This is a genomic window from Halopseudomonas xiamenensis, from assembly GCF_014219065.1.
In the GTDB taxonomy this organism is placed as follows: domain Bacteria; phylum Pseudomonadota; class Gammaproteobacteria; order Pseudomonadales; family Pseudomonadaceae; genus Halopseudomonas; species Halopseudomonas xiamenensis.
In genome coordinates this window covers 88269-105481 of record NZ_JACLGO010000009.1, presented here as the reverse complement: position 1 = coordinate 105481, position 17213 = coordinate 88269, and the positions used below count along the sequence as shown (strand labels likewise).

The following is a 17213-nucleotide window of genomic DNA, read 5'->3' as shown; positions in this document are numbered from 1 at the left end:
GGCGGGGGCTGTTCTGACAGCCCGAGAAAAGCATATGAGTACACAACTACTGGAAAAGGCGCAGCAGCTGCGCGAGGCAGTGCGCCATTTCGTTGCACATGAAATGCCGGCTGAACTCAGGGTCAAGTCCCAGCGGCATCAGGTATTGGAGCGCCAGGACTACCTGCAGTGGATGCAGTTGCTGGAGCGCAAGGGCTGGGCGGTAGGGCATTGGCCGCAGCAGTACGGTGGCCGGCAGTGGTCATCGCTGGAGCGTTTCGTGTTCGAGGATGAGCTGGCCAGGCTGGGCTGTCCGTGGATCATTCCGTTCGGCGTCAAGTATGTCGGTCCGGTGATCTATACCTTCGGCAGCGAGCAGCAGAAGCAGCGCTTCCTGCCCGGTATCGTCAAGACCGAGGAGTTCTGGGCCCAGGGCTATTCCGAGCCGGGGGCCGGGTCGGATCTGGCCGGGTTGCGCACCCGCGCGGTGCGTGATGGCGATCACTATGTGGTCAACGGTCAGAAGGTCTGGACCACCTATGCCCAGTGGGCCGACTGGCTGTTCTGCCTGGTACGCACCGGCACCGATGGCAAGCCGCAGAGCGGTATTTCCTTCCTGCTGATCGATATGCGCAGCCCGGGAGTGACGGTCAAGCCGATCCACACCATGGATGGTTATCACCACGTCAACGAGGTCTGGCTGGAAGACGTGCGGGTACCGGTGGAAAACCTGGTCGGTGAGGAAGGTGCCGGCTGGACCTACGCCAAGTTCCTGCTGCAGAACGAACGTACTGCCGGGGCCATTGTCGGTCAGGCGCGGCACGTGCTGGACCGCCTGAAAAAACAGGCTGTGGAAACCCGGGTGGACGGTCGCCCACTGATTGAGCAGCCGTTGATGCGCAATCGCATCGGCGAATTCGAGCTGCGCTTTCTGGCGCTGGAGCAGGCCTCCTATGCCGGGGTGCTGGCCATGGATGAGGGCCGGGACAACGGCGGTGAGGCGTCACTGATCAAGATTCGCGGCACCGAGTTGTACCAGCAGGTCAGCGAAACCCTGGTCGATGCCCTGGCCGAGGCCGGTATGGTATTCGATACCGAGGCGCTGCACGCCACTCCGGGTCTGCCCCTGCTGGGGGCGGATGATGTTGGCGGCATCCTCAAGGAGCACCTGTACAACCGGGCGAATACCATCTTCGGTGGGTCTTCGGAAGTGCAGCGCAATATTCTGGCCAAGGTGGTACTGGGACTATGACAACCGATATTGAAACCATTGGCATGCTCCGCAACAGTCTGGAGCGCTATGTCGAAGATAACTGCAGCTTCCTCCAGCGCCAGGAGTTGATGAAAGAGCCGGGCAGTTTCAGCCAGCAGGTCTGGTCGGATCTGGCCGAGTTCGGTTTTCTGTCCCTGTGCCTGCCTGCCGAACACGATGGTCTGGATGGCGATGCCGCAGCGGTTGGTGCATTGATGGAGGTGGTCGGACAGGCGCTGCTGCAGGAACCTTTCTTGATGAGTGCGGTGCTGGCCACCCGGTTGGTGGCGCGCCTGGGTGATGCCGGTCAGCGTGGGCGGCTGCTGGTTGGTCTGGCCGCGGGTGAGTTGATTTTCAGCTGTGCCCTGGAACAAGCCGATGCCTGCCAACTGGAAGATAACCGTCTCAGCGGGCGTATCCCGCTGGTCATGCACGGTGATGCAGCCCATGGCCTGCTGGTGGCGGCCCGGGATGCCCGGGGCCAGTTGCAGCTTTGCCTGGTGGATACCGACCAGTCAGGCGTGCAGCGTACCGCGGCACGCCTGCTGGATGGGCGAGGCGCGGCCAGCGTGACCCTGGATAATGCGCAGGTCGAATTGCTGGCCACGCCGAACAATGGTCTGAGCCTGGTGGACAACCTGCAGTTGCTGCGCGATGAAGCCAGTGTGGCACTGTGCGGCGAGGCGTGCGGCATGATCCGGGTGCTGCTGGACACCACCAACGACTATCTCAAGGTGCGCAAGCAGTTCGGCAAGCCGCTGGCGGTGAATCAGGCTCTGCAGCACCGTATGGCCGACCTCTACCTGCTGCTGCAGGAAGCCCTGGCCCTGACCGACGCCGCCCAGCGGGCTTTGTCTGGACCAGTGGCCGAGCGTCGGCGACTGGTCAGCGGTGCCTACACCTACATCTGTGATGCGGCGCGTCAGGTGGCCAACGAGGCAGTACAGCTGCATGGCGGCCTGGGGATCACCGAGGAGCTGAACGTCACCCACTACTTCCGCCGGGTGATGTTGCTCAATAGCCTGTTTGGTGGGCGTGACCAGCACTTCCTGCGTTTTGTGGAACAGAGTCTGACGGCAGCCTGAGCCTGCTCATGGGGTAGCAATAATGAAAAAAGATATCAGTGGCTGGAATATCGAGCTGAGTCAGCAGCGCCTGAAACAGGGGCGGGCCAGCAGCGAATGGCTGAACCAGACGATCGCCGACATGGCTGCCGACATGGCCACGCATGATCCGCAGCGCATCACCCACGTGTTCGAGGGCCAACCCTGCAGGGTCGGCGAACTGCTGCAGGAGGCCCGGTTGCTGGCCGGAGCCCTGCAGCGCCGGGGCCTGGTGGCAGGGGATGCGATCAGCTTTCAGTTACCCAACTGGCGTGAAGCCGCAGTGATCGATCTGGCCTCCAGCCTGCTGGGGCTGGTCATAGTGCCCATCGTCCCCATCTACAGGGATGCCGAGGTCAGCTTCATGCTGGCTGATGCCCGGGTCAAGGCAGCCTTCTTCCCCCAGCAATATCGCGGCTTCGACTTTGCCGAGATGATGCGGCGCCTGCGCGGCGAGCTGCCGGCGCTGCAACTACTGTGCTGTGTTCGCGCTGAGCAGGGCCCGGCGCTGGACTATGCGGCGCTGATTGCCGAGGCCGAGCCGGCCCGCGAACTGCCGCAAGTTGATCCCAATGGCGTCAAGCTGGTGCTCTACACCTCCGGCACCACAGGTCGGCCCAAGGCGGTGCTGCATTCGCACAACACCGGCCCGCTGCGACTCAAGCGCGGTTTCGAGCACTGGACCCGGGGGCAGGGCGGCACCCTGCTGATGGCCTCGCCAGTGACCCATGTGACCGGCCTCAGCGGTCTGGAGCTGCCGTTCTATCTGCCCAGTCGCACTGTGTTCATGGATCGCTGGGATGCCCGCGAAGCACTGGACATCATCGACCGTGAGCAGGTCACCGTCAGCCTCGGTGCCACACCCTTCCTGCACGAGTTGCTGGCCCAGGCCGAACAGCATGGCCGCCGCCTGCCGTCCCTGCAGGCCTTCGCCTGTGGCGGCGCCGAGGTGCCGCCGGCGTTGATCTACCGCGCCGCCGAGGTATTCGAACGCTGCCGGGCGTTTCGGGTATTTGGTTCCAGTGAAGTACCATTGGTGACCCTGGGCTTTGTCGGTGAACAGCAGCTGGCGCTGGCAGCCACCACCGATGGCGAGGTGCACGACTACCAGGTCAAGGTGGTGGATGATGATGGGCAGCCGGTGGTGCCTGGTGGGGAAGGGGAGCTGATGATCAAGGGGCCAGCGATGTTTCTCGGTTACGCCGATGCCGAGCAGACTGCTGCCAGCTTCGATGCGGAAGGTTATTTCGCTACCGGTGATCTGGGCCGCCTGACTGCGGACAACGCCATCGTTATCACCGGACGCAAGAAGGACCTGATCAACCGGGGTGGCGAAAAGATCAGCGCTAAGGAAGTGGAGGATATCCTCCACCAGTTGCCCCAGATTAATGAGGCTGCAGTGGTCTCCATGCCGCATATGCGGCTGGGCGAAACCCTGTGCGCCTACGTGATACTGCGTGAGGGGCAGGACCTGTCTCAGCCGCAGATGGTGCAGTTGGTCAGCGATAGCGGGGTGGCGCGGCAGAAGATCCCCGAGCAGTTGGTCGTGCTGAAAGACTTCCCGCGTACTGCCTCCGGCAAGGTGCGCAAGGATCAGTTGCGTGCCGACATCCGTGCACGACTGGAACAGCAGACAGCAGTAGCTCAATAACGGACGAAATCATGGATACCACATTCAAAGTCAAGATCGCGCGCAAGGCCCCGGCTGCGCTTGATATCGTTACCCTTGAACTGGCCGCACTGGATGGCAGCAGCCTGCCGCCTTTCACTGCCGGCTCGCATATCGATGTGGAGGTGCGCCCGGGGCTGGTGCGTCAGTATTCGCTGTGTAATGACGCGTCCGAGCAGCATCGCTATGTGATCGGTGTGCTGCGTGATCCGGCTTCCAGGGGCGGCTCGGTCGCCGTGCATGACGAACTGCAGGAAGGGCAGGAGATCCGCATCAGCCAGCCACGCAACCATTTTCCGCTGGTACCCGGCGTCAAGCGCTCGCTGCTGCTGGCTGGTGGTATTGGCGTGACCCCCATCCTGTGCATGGCCGAACGGCTGGCGCGTACTGATGCCGAGTTCAGCATGCACTATTGCGCTCGCAGTCCGGAGCGCATGGCTTTCCGTGAGCAGATCCAGGCGGCCGCCTATACTGACCGGGTGCAGTTGCACTTCGATGACGGTGCTGATGAGCAGAAGCTGGATCTGGCCGCAGTGCTGCAACAGCAATCGGATAGTACCCACCTGTATGTCTGCGGGCCGGGTGGTTTTATCGACTTCGTTCTGGCCAGCGCCAGGGCCGCGGGCTGGGCCGAGGAGCGCATCCACTACGAGTTCTTCAGTGCCAAGCAGATCGACACCAGCGCGGATGAGAGCTTCGAGGTGCAGGTGGCCAGCACCGGTCAGGTGTTCAGCATCGGGGAAGATGACTCCATTGTCTCGGTACTGGACAAGGCCGGCGTTGGCATCATGACTTCCTGCGAACAGGGTATCTGTGGCGCCTGTATCACCCGCGTGCTGGAAGGCGAGGTAGAGCATCGGGATCAGGTGTTGAGTGACAGCGAGCGTAACGAGGAAGGCTGGTTCACTCCATGCTGCTCCCGGGGCGCCGCCGGCAAGCGCCTGGTTCTGGATCTCTGACCTGCTCATGCCGGTTTCGCTGGCGTATCTGGGCGTCGTGTTCATCTGGGGCACTACTCCGCTGGCCATCCAGTGGGGTGCCCTGGATAGCAGCTTCAGCTTCGCTGCCATGTTGCGCATGGTGCTGGCCCTGGTCTGCGCGCTTCTGGTGTTGCGCCTGGCCGGCATTCCGTTGCTGTTTCATGCCCGTGCGGTGCGCAGCTATCTGTGTGCCGGGCTTGGACTGTTTCTGGCCATGAGTTGTGTCTACTGGGCGTCGACACGCATCGACTCTGGGTTGATGTCGGTCATTTTTGGAGTGTCACCACTGGTGACCAGCGCGCTGGCGGCCTGGTGGCTGGGTGAGTCGGCTTTCAGTCCGGCAAGGGTACTGGGCATGCTGCTGGGTGTGGGCGGGCTGGCAGTGGTATTTCTCGACCAGGGCCTGGCGTTGCAGGCGGGCTTTGCCGCCGGTGTGGCGGCCCTGCTGGTGGGGGTGGTATGCAACTCCGCTTCTCTGGTCGGAATGAAAGTGATTGCTGATGACAGCCACCCGATGGTGACCACCACCGGCTCGCTGCTGGTGGCGGCGCCACTGTTCTTTCTGCTGTGGTGCTTCCAGGATGGCAACTGGCCGACTCAGTCCAGTTGGCGCGGCATGCTGTCGATTGCCTACCTGGGCGTGCTTGGCTCGGTGCTGGGATTTGCCATGTATTACTACATCATCCGCCAGCTGAGTTCGGCGGCGGTGGCCTTGATTCTGGTGATAACCCCTCTGCTGGCGTTGATGATGGGCAGGCTGTTCAATGCCGAACAGTTGCCGTCCGGTGTCTGGCTTGGGGCGTTGCTGATCGGGGCGGGGCTGCTGCTGTACCAGTGGCAACCAAGGGTAAGGCGGGCGGCTGGAAGCAGGGTGTAGTATCTCTGCGTTATGTCTGCGATGTGAAGTTGCTCAAGGCTGTCGGCGAGCAGGTGCTCGCCAACCCGGGGTGTAGCGCACCTGCGTTACGCCAGCAGCCTGGCGGTTACTTGCGTTTGGCCAGGAATCCGGCAACGGCGGTGTGGAATTCCGATTGCTCGATGCACTGGCTGAAGGCCTGTTTTTCGGCAGCCAGCTGGCTGCCCAGATCCTGTTGCAGTGCGGCCTGCATCAGCCGTTTGATGCTGGCGCTGGCCAGCACCGGTAGTTCCGTCAGTTGGTTGGCCAGATTCAGGGTGTGTTCTGCCAGTTGTTCTGCGGCTACTACCCGGTTGACCAGGCCGAGACGCTGCGCTTCATCGGCCTTGATGCTGTCACCGAGCAGAGCGACCCCCAAGGCCTGACGCAAGCCCAGCAGGCGCGGCAGGCTCCAGCTAATGCCCAGATCGCCACTGACCGCCAGTGCGGTGTAAGCGAAACTGAAGCGGGTGTTGTCGGCTGCGACCAGTAGATCGCAGGCCAGCGCCAGGCTCATGCCGGCTCCGGCCACCGGGCCCTGTACGCTGCCCAGCACCAGTTTGTCGCTGTTGCTGAACAGCAGGATGGCCCGGTTCATGGGCTCAATCAGCCCCTCGGGAATACTTCCCGGGTCGCGGCTGAACTGGCTGATATCGCCGCCGGCCATGAAGGAGCGACCCTCACCGCTGAGGACGATGACCCGTACCTCCGGGTCTTCGACCGCGTCCTGGATGGCTTGCAGAAAGGCGCTGGCCATGGCGCTGTCGATGGCATTGAGTGAGGCAGGGCGATTGAAGCGCAGGGTGCGGATGGCGCCGCTGCCGCCGACGATCAATGGCAGGTCAGACATCTGATGTTCTCCTCGCATGGGACTACCCGGCTCAAGCCGGGTAGTGGTAGAAGCCCTGGCCGCTCTTGCGGCCCAGATAGCCTGCTTCGACCATTTCCCGCAGCAGCGGGGCGGGGCGGTACTTGCTGTCGTTGAAGCTGGTGTAGAACACGTCCATCACCGCCAGCAGGGTATCCAGCCCGATCAGGTCGGCCAGCGCCAGCGGGCCGATCGGGTGGCTGCAGCCCAGGCGCATGCCCAGGTCGATGTCTTCAGCGCTGGCGATACCTTCCTGCAGCACGAATACGGCTTCGTTGATCATCGGCACCAGGATGCGGTTGACCGCAAAGCCCGCACTGTTGCGCACGCTGATGGCGGTCTTGTGAATGGCACTGACGAACTCGGTGGAAGCCTGACGGGTGGTGTCGTTGGTCTGCAGACCGCCGATCAACTCGACCAGGGCCATGACAGGCACCGGGTTGAAGAAGTGCATACCGATCACCCGTTCCGGTCTGCGGCTGGCCGCGGCCAGACGGGTGATGGAAATGGATGAGGTGTTGCTGGCGATGATCGCCTGCTCGGACACTATCTCATCGACCTGGCGGATCAGTGCCAGTTTGACCGGTTCGGCCTCGGAGGCGGCCTCGATCACCAGGTCGGCGCTGGCCAGCTCGGCCAGGGCAGTGCTGGTGCGGATATTGCCCAGTGCCTGCTGTTTGCCATCGGTGTCGAGCTTGTCTTTCTGGATCAGGCGCTCGAGGCTGCGGTCGATGGTCTGCAGGGCGCGCTGTAATGCCTCTTCATTGATGTCGACCAGGGTGACCTGGAACCCGGCTGCGGCGCAGACCTGGGCGATGCCGTTACCCATGGTTCCGGCGCCGATGACGCCGACGGTGCGGATACTCATGCTTGTTATTCTCCTTGTATTCAGATGGTTGTGAATCAGACGCGCTCGAAAATCGCGGCAATGCCCTGGCCGCCGCCGATGCACATGGTGACCAGCGCGTAGCGCCCACCGGTGCGTTGCAGTTCGTAGATGGCCTTGGTGCTGATGATGGCACCGGTAGCACCGACCGGGTGGCCGAGGGAGATGCCGGAACCGTTGGGGTTGACGATCTCGGGGTTCAGACCCAGCTCCTGTACCACGGCGCAGGCCTGGGCGGCGAAGGCTTCGTTGGCTTCGATGACGTCGATATCGGCCAGGCTCAGGCCGGTGCGCTCCAGTACCAGGCGTGTGGCGGGGATCGGGCCGATACCCATGTATTCCGGCTCGACCCCGGCGTGGGCATAGCCGACCAGGCGGGCCAGGGGCTTGAGGTTGTGCAGCTTGACCGCTTGCTCCTCGGCCAGGACCAGGGCGGCGGCGCCGTCGTTGAGGCCGGAGGCGTTGCCGGGGGTGACGCTACCGTTGTCGCGCTGGAATACCGGTTTCATGCCGGCCAGTTGTTCCAGGCTGACCTCTTCACGGATGTGTTCATCGGTCTCGAAGCTGACCACACCCTTGCGGGTACGGATCTCCACCGGCACGATCTGCTCGGCGAAGTAGCCCTTGGCCCGGGCGCGGGCGGCGCGACGCTGGCTCTCCAGGGCCAGTTCGTCCTGGGCTTCGCGGCTGATGTTGTAGCGCTTGGCGACGTTCTCGGCGGTAACCCCCATGTGGATGCGCTGCCAGGGGTCGTGCAGGATGCCGTTCATGTAGTCCACTGCCTGGGCATCACCGAGGCGGGCGCCCCAGCGCATGGCGGGCATGAGGTAGGGGCCGCGGCTCATGCTTTCCGCACCACCGCCAATGGCAATGTCGGTATCACCCAGCAGGATGGATTGCGCTGCGGAAATGATCGCCTGCAGACCCGAGCCGCACAGGCGGTTGACGTTGAAGGCAGGGGTTTCCTTGGGAATACCCGAATCTATGGCAGCCACCCGGCTGAGGTACGCATCCTTCGGCTCGGTGGGGATCACGTTACCCATGACCACATGGCCTACCGCTTCCGGGGCGACGCCGGAGCGGCTCAGGGCGGCACTGACTGCGGTGGTGGCAATTTCGCTCAGCGGTTGGTCTTTCAGGCTACCGCCAAAACTGCCGATGGCGGTGCGGGCTGCTCCTACAATATAGATCTGACGTTGTGTCATGACTCTTCCCTTCAGGGTCAATCGAATAAAAAAGGGCCAACTGACAGTACCGCTCAGTGGCCCGAACCCAACCGCCCCACCGCACTCGCGAGGCCGTTGTAACGGAGTCGGTTCAGTGCTGGTGGGCGGCCAACAGTTTTCTGGCGATGCTCATACGGTGAACTTCACTGGGGCCATCGTAGATACGGAATGGACGTACGTCACGGAAAATTCGCTCGACGATCTTTTCACCGGTCACGCCTTGTCCGCCGAGAATCTGTACGGCACGGTCAACCACACGCCAGATGGCTTCTGAACTGAGCACCTTGGCCATGCTGGATTCGAGATTGCCACGTTCGCCCTGATCCAGTACCCAGGCGCAATGCCAGACCGCCAGCCGGGTGCTGTGCAGATCCAGCTCGTTATCCGCCAGCATGAAGCCGACGCCCTGGTGCTCGCCCAGCGGACGACCGAAGGATTCGCGGGTGCGTGCATAGTCGGTGGCGATATCGTGGGCGCGGCGAGCGGCACCGAGCCAGCGCATGCAGTGGGTCAGGCGGGCCGGAGCCAGGCGTACCTGGGCATAGCGGAAGCCCTTGCCGACTTCGCCCAGCACGTTTTGCGCCGGCACGCGCAGGTTGTCGATCTCTACCACGCCATGGCCACCGGTGAAGCAACTGTCCAGCGAGTCCATCATGCGTTCGACCTTGAAGCCGGGCTGGTCGGTGTCGCTGAGGAACATGGTGGCGCCGCCGTCTTCGGTGCGGGCCATGATGATGGCGACGCTGGCACCGGTGGCGCCGGTGATGAACCATTTGCGGCCGTTGATGATGTAGTCATTACCGTCGCGCACAGCGGTGGTCGCCAGCATGGATGGGTCGGAACCGGCACCGGGGCTGGGTTCTGTCATGGCGAAGCAGGAGCGGATACGGCCGTCGACCATGGGCTTGAGCCAGCGGTCCTTCTGCGCCTCGTTGGCAATGGCTTCCAGCATGTGGATGTTGCCTTCGTCCGGGGCATGGATATGCAGTGCGATCGGGCCCAGTGGGGAATAGCCAGCCTCTTCAAAGACGATCGCCTTGGCTCTGTGGCTCAGGCCCAGACCGCCCAGCTCGCGGGAGGCGTGGGGAGTCAGCAGGCCGGCGTTGCGGGCGCGCTCGACCAGTTCGTTGCGCAGCTCATCGCTGGGGCCGTGGGGCGTCTGACGGCTGTCATATTCCAGGGGGATGACCTGCTCGGCGATGAACTCGCGGGTGCGCTGCTGCAGTTCCAGCAATTCCTGGTCAAGACTGAAATCCATGGTACTTCTCCTGTAAGCGCAGGCGCGTCAGTCGCGCACCGCTTTGGGGCTGTTGATGGCCAGTTGGTTGCGGTTGATTTGCAGCAGACCCCGGTGCAATCCGGGGTGCTGGTCGAACCGGCCCTGGCGGATGGCGCTGGCCAACTGTTTGCGCAGTTCGTCCAGATCGCCGTTATTCGGTGCATCCAGCAGTGTCTGCAACTGCCGGCACTCTTGCGCCACACAGCTGCTGCCCTGTTGCTGGTCCCGGGCGGCGATGATCATGGCATTGGCGATCATCCGTGCCTCGTAGTGCAACTCGTGGGGCAGGGCCGGCAGCAGCTCGTTCAGCAGCAACTGACGAGCCGTCGTCAGCAGGTCGGGGGCCTTGGGGCGACTCATGGTGTGGCTCCGGTCAGCAATAGAATCTCCTGTTCCAGTTCGGCCAGCATACGCCCGGTCAGGGCCAGCTCCAGCGAATCCTCGCCGCCGCTCAGGTAGCGCTCGGACTGTTGCAGGGCGATGATGGCCCAGCGCAGGTGCGCCATGACCTGCCAATAGGTCAGGGCGGCGCGGTCCATGGGCAGGTCACTGATGCTGTGGTAGCCGTCGAGAAAATCCTGCAGCTCGCCCACGCCACCAGCTTCACGCTGTGGCCCGGCGAAGCGCCAGCAGCGGGCGGTGAACCAGCCGATGTCCTCCCGTGGGTCGCCCCAGCCGGCGAACTCCCAGTCGAGAATCCCGCTGAGCTGGCCGTTGGCGACCATGTAGTTGCCGGTGCGGTAGTCCCGGTGCAGCAGGCATGGGGGCAGCGGCTCGGGGCGGTTCAGTTCGCACCAGCGTAAGCCCCATTCCAAGGCCGGAAAGCCTTCATTGAGGGTGTCCAGGTAGCTGCGGTAGGTATCGATGCAGTGCTGGGCATGGTCGGCAACCGGGCTGGACAGGAAGTCCAGTTGTGGGTGCGGTGGGGCGATACGGTGCAGGTTGGCCAGGCTGATGCCGAGTTCCCGGCACAGGGCCGGGCGTTGCTCCTCGCTGACTCCGTCACGGGTCAGCTTGGGGCCGAAGGCAGTGCCCTCCAGCGCTTGCATGATGAAGAATTCACGGCCCAGCACGGCAAGGTCTGAACACAACAGCAGCGGTTCAGGCACTCTGGCGCCGGCGTCGAAGGCGCAGCGCAGCACTGCAAACTCCTGGGCGCGGGTCATGCTGACGGCCACGCTGGAGGGTGCATCAGTCCGTAACACCCAGCGTTGTTCACCGGGTCGGCTGCCGCCCCGGTGTTCGACCTCCAGCAACCAGTTTTCCTGAATGGCACCGCCGGACAGGCGGCGGGCCTGACGGATCCGGGTATGCTGGGCAGCCAGATGGTTATTCAGGAATTCAGCAATGGCCGGCAATGTCTGGTCTACCGTCGATGGAGCCACGGCTGTACTGGAGAGAAGGGTATCCGCGTTCATATCGTCTCTTTTTATTCCTCAGCCAAGGACCCGCACGGGGGCACTGCCATCCCAGTTGTCAGCGGCGGTTTTCATTTCGGCAAATACCGCCAGACTTTCCTCGGGGAAATCGATCATTTCCACCATTAGGCCACCCAGGTCAACGTAGATAGCTTCGCCACCGCCGGGAAGCCAGACTTCCTGCATGACTTCAGCATCGGCATCGGCACAGAGCGCGCGGGCTTCGACCATGTTGTCTATCTTCAGACAGATGTGGTGCAGGCCTTCACGCCCCTGCTCCAACCAGGACTGGTAGATGGAGGGGGCATTGTTATGCTGGCGAACCAGTTCGATCTGCATGTCGCCCCAGTAGGCGATGGCGACCGAAAAATCCAGAGCAACCGGCTGCCCTCGGTAATGGCAGCTGTCCACCTGGATGTGGTTCATTTCGAAGAATGGCCCCACGCCCATGGTTTCGGTCCAGTGGCGCAGGGCCGCATCGTAATCACTGGGTACCCAGGCCAGCTGCATGATGCGGCCCAGGCGGGAAATCAACTGACGGTGCCGGTTCGGGATGGTGGTCATGGGTTCAGGCCTTATGTCTTGTTGTTTTGCCGTTAATACAAAGCTGTATCGGGTTTGCATCCAGAGTACCTTTCATAATAAAACAAATCAAAATGTTTTTTATGTGGATGAGAGGTTATTGGCGCTTCCCACCACCCTGGCGTATCTTTGCTGGGGAAACCAAGCGATATCACCCAGAAAAGGAAACCAGGATGCTGAGAAGAAAAACACACCGGATATGGGCAGCACTTGCGGCCTGCTTGATGTTCCTGCAGGTGCAGACGGCAACCGCGCAGGAGCAGGAAAGCGAAAAAGCCCGCGCCCTGCTCACCGAAGCCGTTGACTATTACAAGGCCAATGGCGACAAGGCCCTGGCGGTGTTCAGTCGGCAGGGGCCGTTCGTCAAGGACGATCTGTACGTGTTCGTGATCAACACCAACGGCATCATGCTCGCCAGTGGCGGGCCGTCGGTGATGTTGATCGGGCGGGATATCTTCAACACCATCGACGATGAACTCAGGCCCAAGTTCCAGCAGGCGCTGAGCCAGCCGGAGACCGGTGAGATCCTGGAGGCGGACTATCCCTGGGGCAACTGGAGTACTGGTGGGCGCAAGATCACCAAGCATGTGTACTTCCAGCGGGTAGGCGATACCGTATTGGCGGTGGGCTATTACCAGCCGCGGGCCAGTTCCGAGCAGGCGCTGCAACTGCTGGAGACTGCTGCCGAGGCGGTCAACAGCAATCCCCGCGACACCTTCAATGCGATCAATGCACTGGATCAGCGCTTCTACAAGGATGATCTCTACGTGTTCGTCGTGGAGCTGGATAACAACCGCTTCGTCGCCCATGGCTCCAACCTGCGTCTGATCGGCCGCGACTTCAGTGCCCTGGCTGACCGCCTCGGCAAGCCTTTCGGCCAGGAAGCCCTGGACAAGCTGGCGACCAGCGAGATGGTCGAGTTCGACTACCAGTGGAAGCACCCGATCTCCGGCGAAACCGAGCACAAGCACGCCTACGCGCGCAAGGTCGGCAACTACCTGGTCGCGGTGGGCTACTACCAGCCCAACAACGGCAACGGTAGCGACCAGTAGTCAGTCCTGCAGTTCGACCCGGTTGCGAAAGTAGTCCAGCGCTTCCGGGTTGGCCAGGGCTTCGGTGTTATTCACTGGCTGGCCGTGCACCAGGTTACGCACGGCCAGTTCGACGATCTTGCCGCTGCGGGTGCGCGGAATATCCGGTACGGCGAGAATGACCGCCGGCACGTGCCGGGGACTGGCATGGCGGCGAATCTCCCCCCTGATGCGCTGCTGCAGCGCCTCATCCAGCTGCACTCCCTCACGCAGCACGACAAACAGCACTATCCTTACATCCCCTTGCCATTGCTGACCGATGGCTACTGATTCCACTACTTCATCGACCCGTTCCACCTGGCGATAGATTTCGGCGGTACCGATGCGCACGCCGCCAGGGTTGAGTACGGCGTCCGAACGGCCATGGATGATCAGACCGCCATGCTCGCTCTGTTCGGCATAGTCGCCCTGCGCCCAGACACCGGGGAAACGCTCGAAATAGGCCGCGTGGTAGCGGCTGCCATCCGGGTCGTTCCAGAAGCCCAGGGGCATGGAGGGGAAGTGCCTGGTGCAGACCAGCTCGCCCTTCTCGCGGATGACCCGCCGGCCGGCCTCGTTCCATACCTCCACCGCCATGCCCAGCCCCGGCCCCTGCAGTTCGCCGCGCCAGACCGGCAGCAGCGGGTTGCCCAGGGCGAAGCAGGAGACGATATCGGTGCCGCCGGAGATGGAGGACAGGCGCAGGTCGCTCTTGATGTCGCGATAGACGTAGTCGAAGCTGTCCGGGGACAGTGGCGAGCCAGTGGACAATATGCTGCGCAGGCTGTCGAGCCGGTGGCTGCGTGCCGGTTGCACGCCGGCCTTCTCCAGTGCCGCCAGGTAGCGGGCGCTGACGCCGAAGACATTGATCCGCTCGGCATCGATCAGGTCGATCAGCCGGGTGTCGCCGGGGTGGAATGGCGAGCCGTCGTACAGCACCAGCGTGGCGCCGACCGCCAGGCCGGATGCCAGCCAGTTCCACATCATCCAGCCGCAGGTGGTGTAGTAGAACAGCCGGTCATCGGCGTTCAGGTCGGTATGCAGGCCGAGTTCCTTGAGGTGCTGCAGCAGCACGCCGCCGCTGCCATGCACTATGCATTTGGGCGCGCCGGTGGTACCGCTGGAATACAGGATAGCCAGCGGGTGGTCGAAGGGCAGGGCACGGAACCGGGGCGTGCCGCCGGGCTTATAGAAGTCCTGCCAGTGGCTGACTGCCTGGCTGCATTCGGGAGCCGGGTTGGTCAGCGCGGCCGGGCCCGGTACCAGCACCAGCCGTTCGACACTCGGCAGCTGGCGCAGCACCTCGCTGAGCCGCTCGGTGAGATCGATTGACTTGCCGGCATAGTGGTAGTCGCTGCAGGCGATCAGCACCTTGGGTTCGATCTGGCCAAAGCGGTCGATGATGCCCTGCGCGCCGAAGTCTGGCGAGCAGGATGACCACACCGCACCCAGGCTGCTGCTGGCAAGCATGGCGACGATGGCCTGCCAGCTGTTCGGCAGGATCGCGGCAACCCGATCGCCGCTCGCCACCCCGGCCTGTTCCAGGCTGCGCTGCAAACCGGCCACGTGGGCATTCAACTCGGAAAAGCTCAGCTGCTCGCGGCTGCCGGCTTCGCTGATGCTGATCAGCGCCGGCTGGTGATCCTGGCGTCGCAACAGGTGCGCCGCGTAATTCAGGGTGGCTCCGCTGAACCAGCGCGCATCGGGCATGTCCGGCCCTTCGGCGAGTATCTCGCCGGGCGTTGTGTTGAACTGCACCTCGAAGAACGCCGCCAGCGCCAGCCAGAAGTCCGCGCGCCGCTCGATGCTCCAGGCGTGCAGCGCTGCATAGTCGTGCAGGGCAAGGCCGAAACGCCGGTTTACATACTCACGAAACGCGTGCATGCGGCTGGCGGCGATGCCGGTGGTACTGGGCGACCAGAGTGGTTGTTGCATCGGCATCATGTCCTCAATGCGGTATTCATGCCGGAGTATAGCCGCCCCGTCTGGCGGAAAGTGTGCGATTACCGAACACGGGCGCTGTTGGCCGCCGGACCTATCTCCTATGCTGGCTTGGTCCCGGCGTCCGACCCCGGGGTTCAGTGGCCGGACGCACTATAAGAACATATGGGGTGCCCTGTGATGATCAGTCTGCCGGATGTCGGAAGTACTGTGTTCGAACATGCCGATCCCCATGTGGTGTCGGATTACGTCAATCAGCATGTCGGAGCGCATTGCATCCGGCGTCCGCGCCGTGTTGCGGCCCAGGCCAGCCTGCGCCATCGCCGCTTCGGCCAGCTCGACCTGTGCAGCCTCAGCTACGGCGACCGGGTGCAGGTCACCTCGCCGGCGCTGGAAACCATCTACCACCTGCAACTGCTGCTGCGTGGCCATTGCCTGTGGCGCGGACAGGGTGAGGAACACTACTTCGCCCCCGGCGAGTTGCTGCTGATCAACCCCGACGACCCGGTGGACCTGACCTACTCGGAGGACTGCGCCAAGCTGATCGTCAAGCTGCCGGCCACCTTGCTCGAACAGGTCTGCGCGGACAACCACTGGCGGGCACCGCAGCAGGGCATACGTTTCAATACCAGCCGGCATGCGCTGCGGCAGTTGTCGGGTATCGACAGCCTGCTGGCGTTGATCTGCCAGGAAGCCGCCGCCGAGCACTGCCATCAGCCCCTGCAGGAGCAGTACAGCCGTATCATCGCCTCCAAGCTGCTGTGCACCCTGGCCAGCAACGTCTGCCGCGAGCCGACGGGCGACAGCTGCCCCTCATTCGGCCGCATCACCGATTACATCGACGAGCACCTGAAGAAGGACATTTCCGTCGAACAACTGGCGCAACTGGCGAACATGAGTCCGCGCTCGCTGTATGCGCTGTTCGAGCGCCAGGCCGGCACCACGCCGAAATCCTTCATTCGCCAGCGCCGGCTGCAGCAGATCCATCACCAGCTGAGCGACTCGGCGGCGAGGGTACGCAATATCACCGAGATCGCCATGGACTACGGCTTCATGCACCTGGGCCGCTTCTCGGAGAGCTACAAGAGCACCTTCGGCGAACTGCCATCCGATACCCTGCGCCGGCATCACTGACGCCGTGCAGCGCCGGGTCTGACTTGATGACCCGGCGGATCGACCCCACAATGGCTGCTCTGATTCGAAACGGATGCAACCATGCCTGATTCCCTGCCCCTTGCGGGCCGTCGTATCGCCCTGCCGGAAAGTCGCGAGCTGGACCTGTTTGCCGACATGCTGCTCAAGCGCGGGGCCGAGGTGCTGCGCTGCCCGCTGGTATCCATTCATGATGCGCCGGACCAGCGCCCGGTGGTGGATTGGCTCAAGCAGTTCAGCGCCGAGCCCTGGGATGATTTCATCGCCCTTACCGGCGAGGGTATCCGCCGCCTGCTGGGCGCCGCCGAGCGCGCCGGGGGCACCCTGCGCGAGGACTTCATCGCCCGGCTGGCCCAGGTACGCAAGCTGACCCGCGGACCCAAGCCTGGAGCGGCGCTGCGCAGTATCGGCCTGAAGGCCGACCTGGTCGCGCTGGAGCCGACCACCGAGGGGGTGATTCGCACCCTGCAGGATGAGAACCTGCGCGGCCGGCGCATCGCCGTGCAACTGTATGGCAGCGACCCGAACCTGCCGCTGATGGAGTTCCTGCAGGCTGCCGGCGCGCAGGTTGCCCCCGTGGCGCCCTACGTCTACGCCGATGATGTGGAAGATGCGCGGGTGGAGAGCCTGATCGATGAGCTGGCCAGCGGCCGGGTGGATGCCATCGCCTTTACCAGCGCCACCCAGGTGCGCCGGCTGTTTCAGATCGGCCGGCGCTCGGTGGGCGAGCAGCGGCTGGGCGAGATTCTCGACGGCCTGACCATTGCCGCCGTCGGCCCGGTGGTCGCCGAGGAACTGCGCGAGCGCGGCCTGCGGGTGGACCTGATGCCCACCGGCAGCTACTTCATGAAGCCGCTGGTGCGCGAGCTGGTGCGCCGCTTCGGGCCAGTTTGACCGGCCCCGACGCGGGCCA

Annotated in this window: 16 protein-coding genes; 8 read left to right on the top strand and 8 right to left on the bottom strand. The window is 63.2% G+C overall.

Annotated features, from left to right (window positions below):
* Positions 1–34: 34 nt before the first annotated feature.
* Genes H6X51_RS08215 through H6X51_RS08195 form a run of 5 tightly spaced genes read left to right on the top strand, consistent with a single transcriptional unit; the run spans position 35 to position 5860 of the window.
* Complete coding sequence (locus H6X51_RS08215) at positions 35–1231, top strand: acyl-CoA dehydrogenase family protein (RefSeq protein WP_185267060.1); 1197 nt, start codon at positions 35–37, stop codon at positions 1229–1231.
* The gene (locus H6X51_RS08210; RefSeq protein ID WP_185267059.1) at positions 1228–2316 is read left to right on the top strand and encodes an acyl-CoA dehydrogenase family protein; all 1089 of its coding nucleotides are present in this window, start codon (positions 1228–1230) and stop codon (positions 2314–2316) included. The genes H6X51_RS08215 and H6X51_RS08210 overlap by 4 nt, the downstream gene beginning before the upstream one ends.
* A gap of 22 nt (positions 2317–2338) precedes the next feature.
* Positions 2339–3985: an AMP-binding protein gene (locus H6X51_RS08205; RefSeq protein ID WP_185267058.1), complete on the top strand. Its 1647-nt coding sequence runs from the start codon at positions 2339–2341 to the stop codon at positions 3983–3985.
* A gap of 11 nt (positions 3986–3996) precedes the next feature.
* Positions 3997–4962, top strand: a complete 966-nt coding sequence (locus H6X51_RS08200; RefSeq protein ID WP_185267057.1) for a PDR/VanB family oxidoreductase — start codon at positions 3997–3999, stop codon at positions 4960–4962.
* Positions 4963–4969: 7 nt separating this feature from the next.
* Positions 4970–5860, top strand: coding sequence for a DMT family transporter (locus H6X51_RS08195; RefSeq protein WP_185267056.1), 891 nt, complete (start codon positions 4970–4972; stop codon positions 5858–5860).
* Between the two features lie 106 nt (positions 5861–5966).
* On the opposite strand, the gene H6X51_RS08190 is transcribed toward H6X51_RS08195, so the two are convergent.
* The 7 genes from H6X51_RS08190 to H6X51_RS08160 form a co-directional block, all read right to left on the bottom strand.
* Positions 5967–6728, bottom strand: a complete 762-nt coding sequence (locus H6X51_RS08190; RefSeq protein ID WP_185267055.1) for an enoyl-CoA hydratase/isomerase family protein — start codon at positions 6726–6728, stop codon at positions 5967–5969.
* A gap of 31 nt (positions 6729–6759) precedes the next feature.
* Positions 6760–7614: a 3-hydroxybutyryl-CoA dehydrogenase gene (locus H6X51_RS08185; RefSeq protein ID WP_185267054.1), complete on the bottom strand. Its 855-nt coding sequence runs from the start codon at positions 7612–7614 to the stop codon at positions 6760–6762.
* A 35-nt stretch (positions 7615–7649) separates the two neighbouring features.
* Positions 7650–8837: an acetyl-CoA C-acyltransferase family protein gene (locus H6X51_RS08180; RefSeq protein WP_185267053.1), complete on the bottom strand. Its 1188-nt coding sequence runs from the start codon at positions 8835–8837 to the stop codon at positions 7650–7652.
* Positions 8838–8949: 112 nt separating this feature from the next.
* Positions 8950–10116 (bottom strand): acyl-CoA dehydrogenase family protein, encoded by a 1167-nt coding sequence (locus tag H6X51_RS08175; RefSeq protein WP_185267052.1) that lies wholly within the window; start codon positions 10114–10116, stop codon positions 8950–8952.
* A 27-nt stretch (positions 10117–10143) separates the two neighbouring features.
* Positions 10144–10497 (bottom strand): DUF6285 domain-containing protein, encoded by a 354-nt coding sequence (locus H6X51_RS08170; RefSeq protein ID WP_185267051.1) that lies wholly within the window; start codon positions 10495–10497, stop codon positions 10144–10146.
* A complete protein-coding gene (locus H6X51_RS08165; RefSeq protein ID WP_185267050.1) occupies positions 10494–11555 on the bottom strand; it encodes a phosphotransferase family protein in 1062 nt (353 codons plus the stop codon). The genes H6X51_RS08170 and H6X51_RS08165 overlap by 4 nt, the downstream gene beginning before the upstream one ends.
* A gap of 18 nt (positions 11556–11573) precedes the next feature.
* Positions 11574–12119 carry a VOC family protein gene (locus H6X51_RS08160; protein WP_185267049.1) on the bottom strand — a complete coding sequence of 182 codons (546 nt, stop codon included), beginning with the start codon at positions 12117–12119 and terminating at the stop codon, positions 11574–11576.
* A 191-nt stretch (positions 12120–12310) separates the two neighbouring features.
* On the opposite strand from H6X51_RS08160, the gene H6X51_RS08155 reads away from it, so the two are divergent.
* On the top strand, positions 12311–13189 hold the full coding sequence (locus tag H6X51_RS08155) for a cache domain-containing protein (RefSeq protein ID WP_235991275.1): 879 nt from the start codon (positions 12311–12313) through the stop codon (positions 13187–13189).
* Here the strand turns inward: H6X51_RS08155 and H6X51_RS08150 are convergent, their stop codons facing one another.
* On the bottom strand, positions 13190–15142 hold the full coding sequence (locus H6X51_RS08150; protein WP_185267048.1) for an acetoacetate--CoA ligase: 1953 nt from the start codon (positions 15140–15142) through the stop codon (positions 13190–13192).
* Positions 15143–15328: 186 nt separating this feature from the next.
* Here H6X51_RS08150 and H6X51_RS08145 point away from each other — a divergent pair, with 186 nt between their 5' ends.
* Both H6X51_RS08145 and H6X51_RS08140 read left to right on the top strand, forming a co-directional pair.
* Positions 15329–16282 carry an AraC family transcriptional regulator gene (locus H6X51_RS08145; protein ID WP_185267047.1) on the top strand — a complete coding sequence of 318 codons (954 nt, stop codon included), beginning with the start codon at positions 15329–15331 and terminating at the stop codon, positions 16280–16282.
* 81 nt (positions 16283–16363) lie between these two features.
* On the top strand, positions 16364–17194 hold the full coding sequence (locus H6X51_RS08140) for a uroporphyrinogen-III synthase (protein ID WP_185267046.1): 831 nt from the start codon (positions 16364–16366) through the stop codon (positions 17192–17194).
* Positions 17195–17213: the final 19 nt, after the last annotated feature.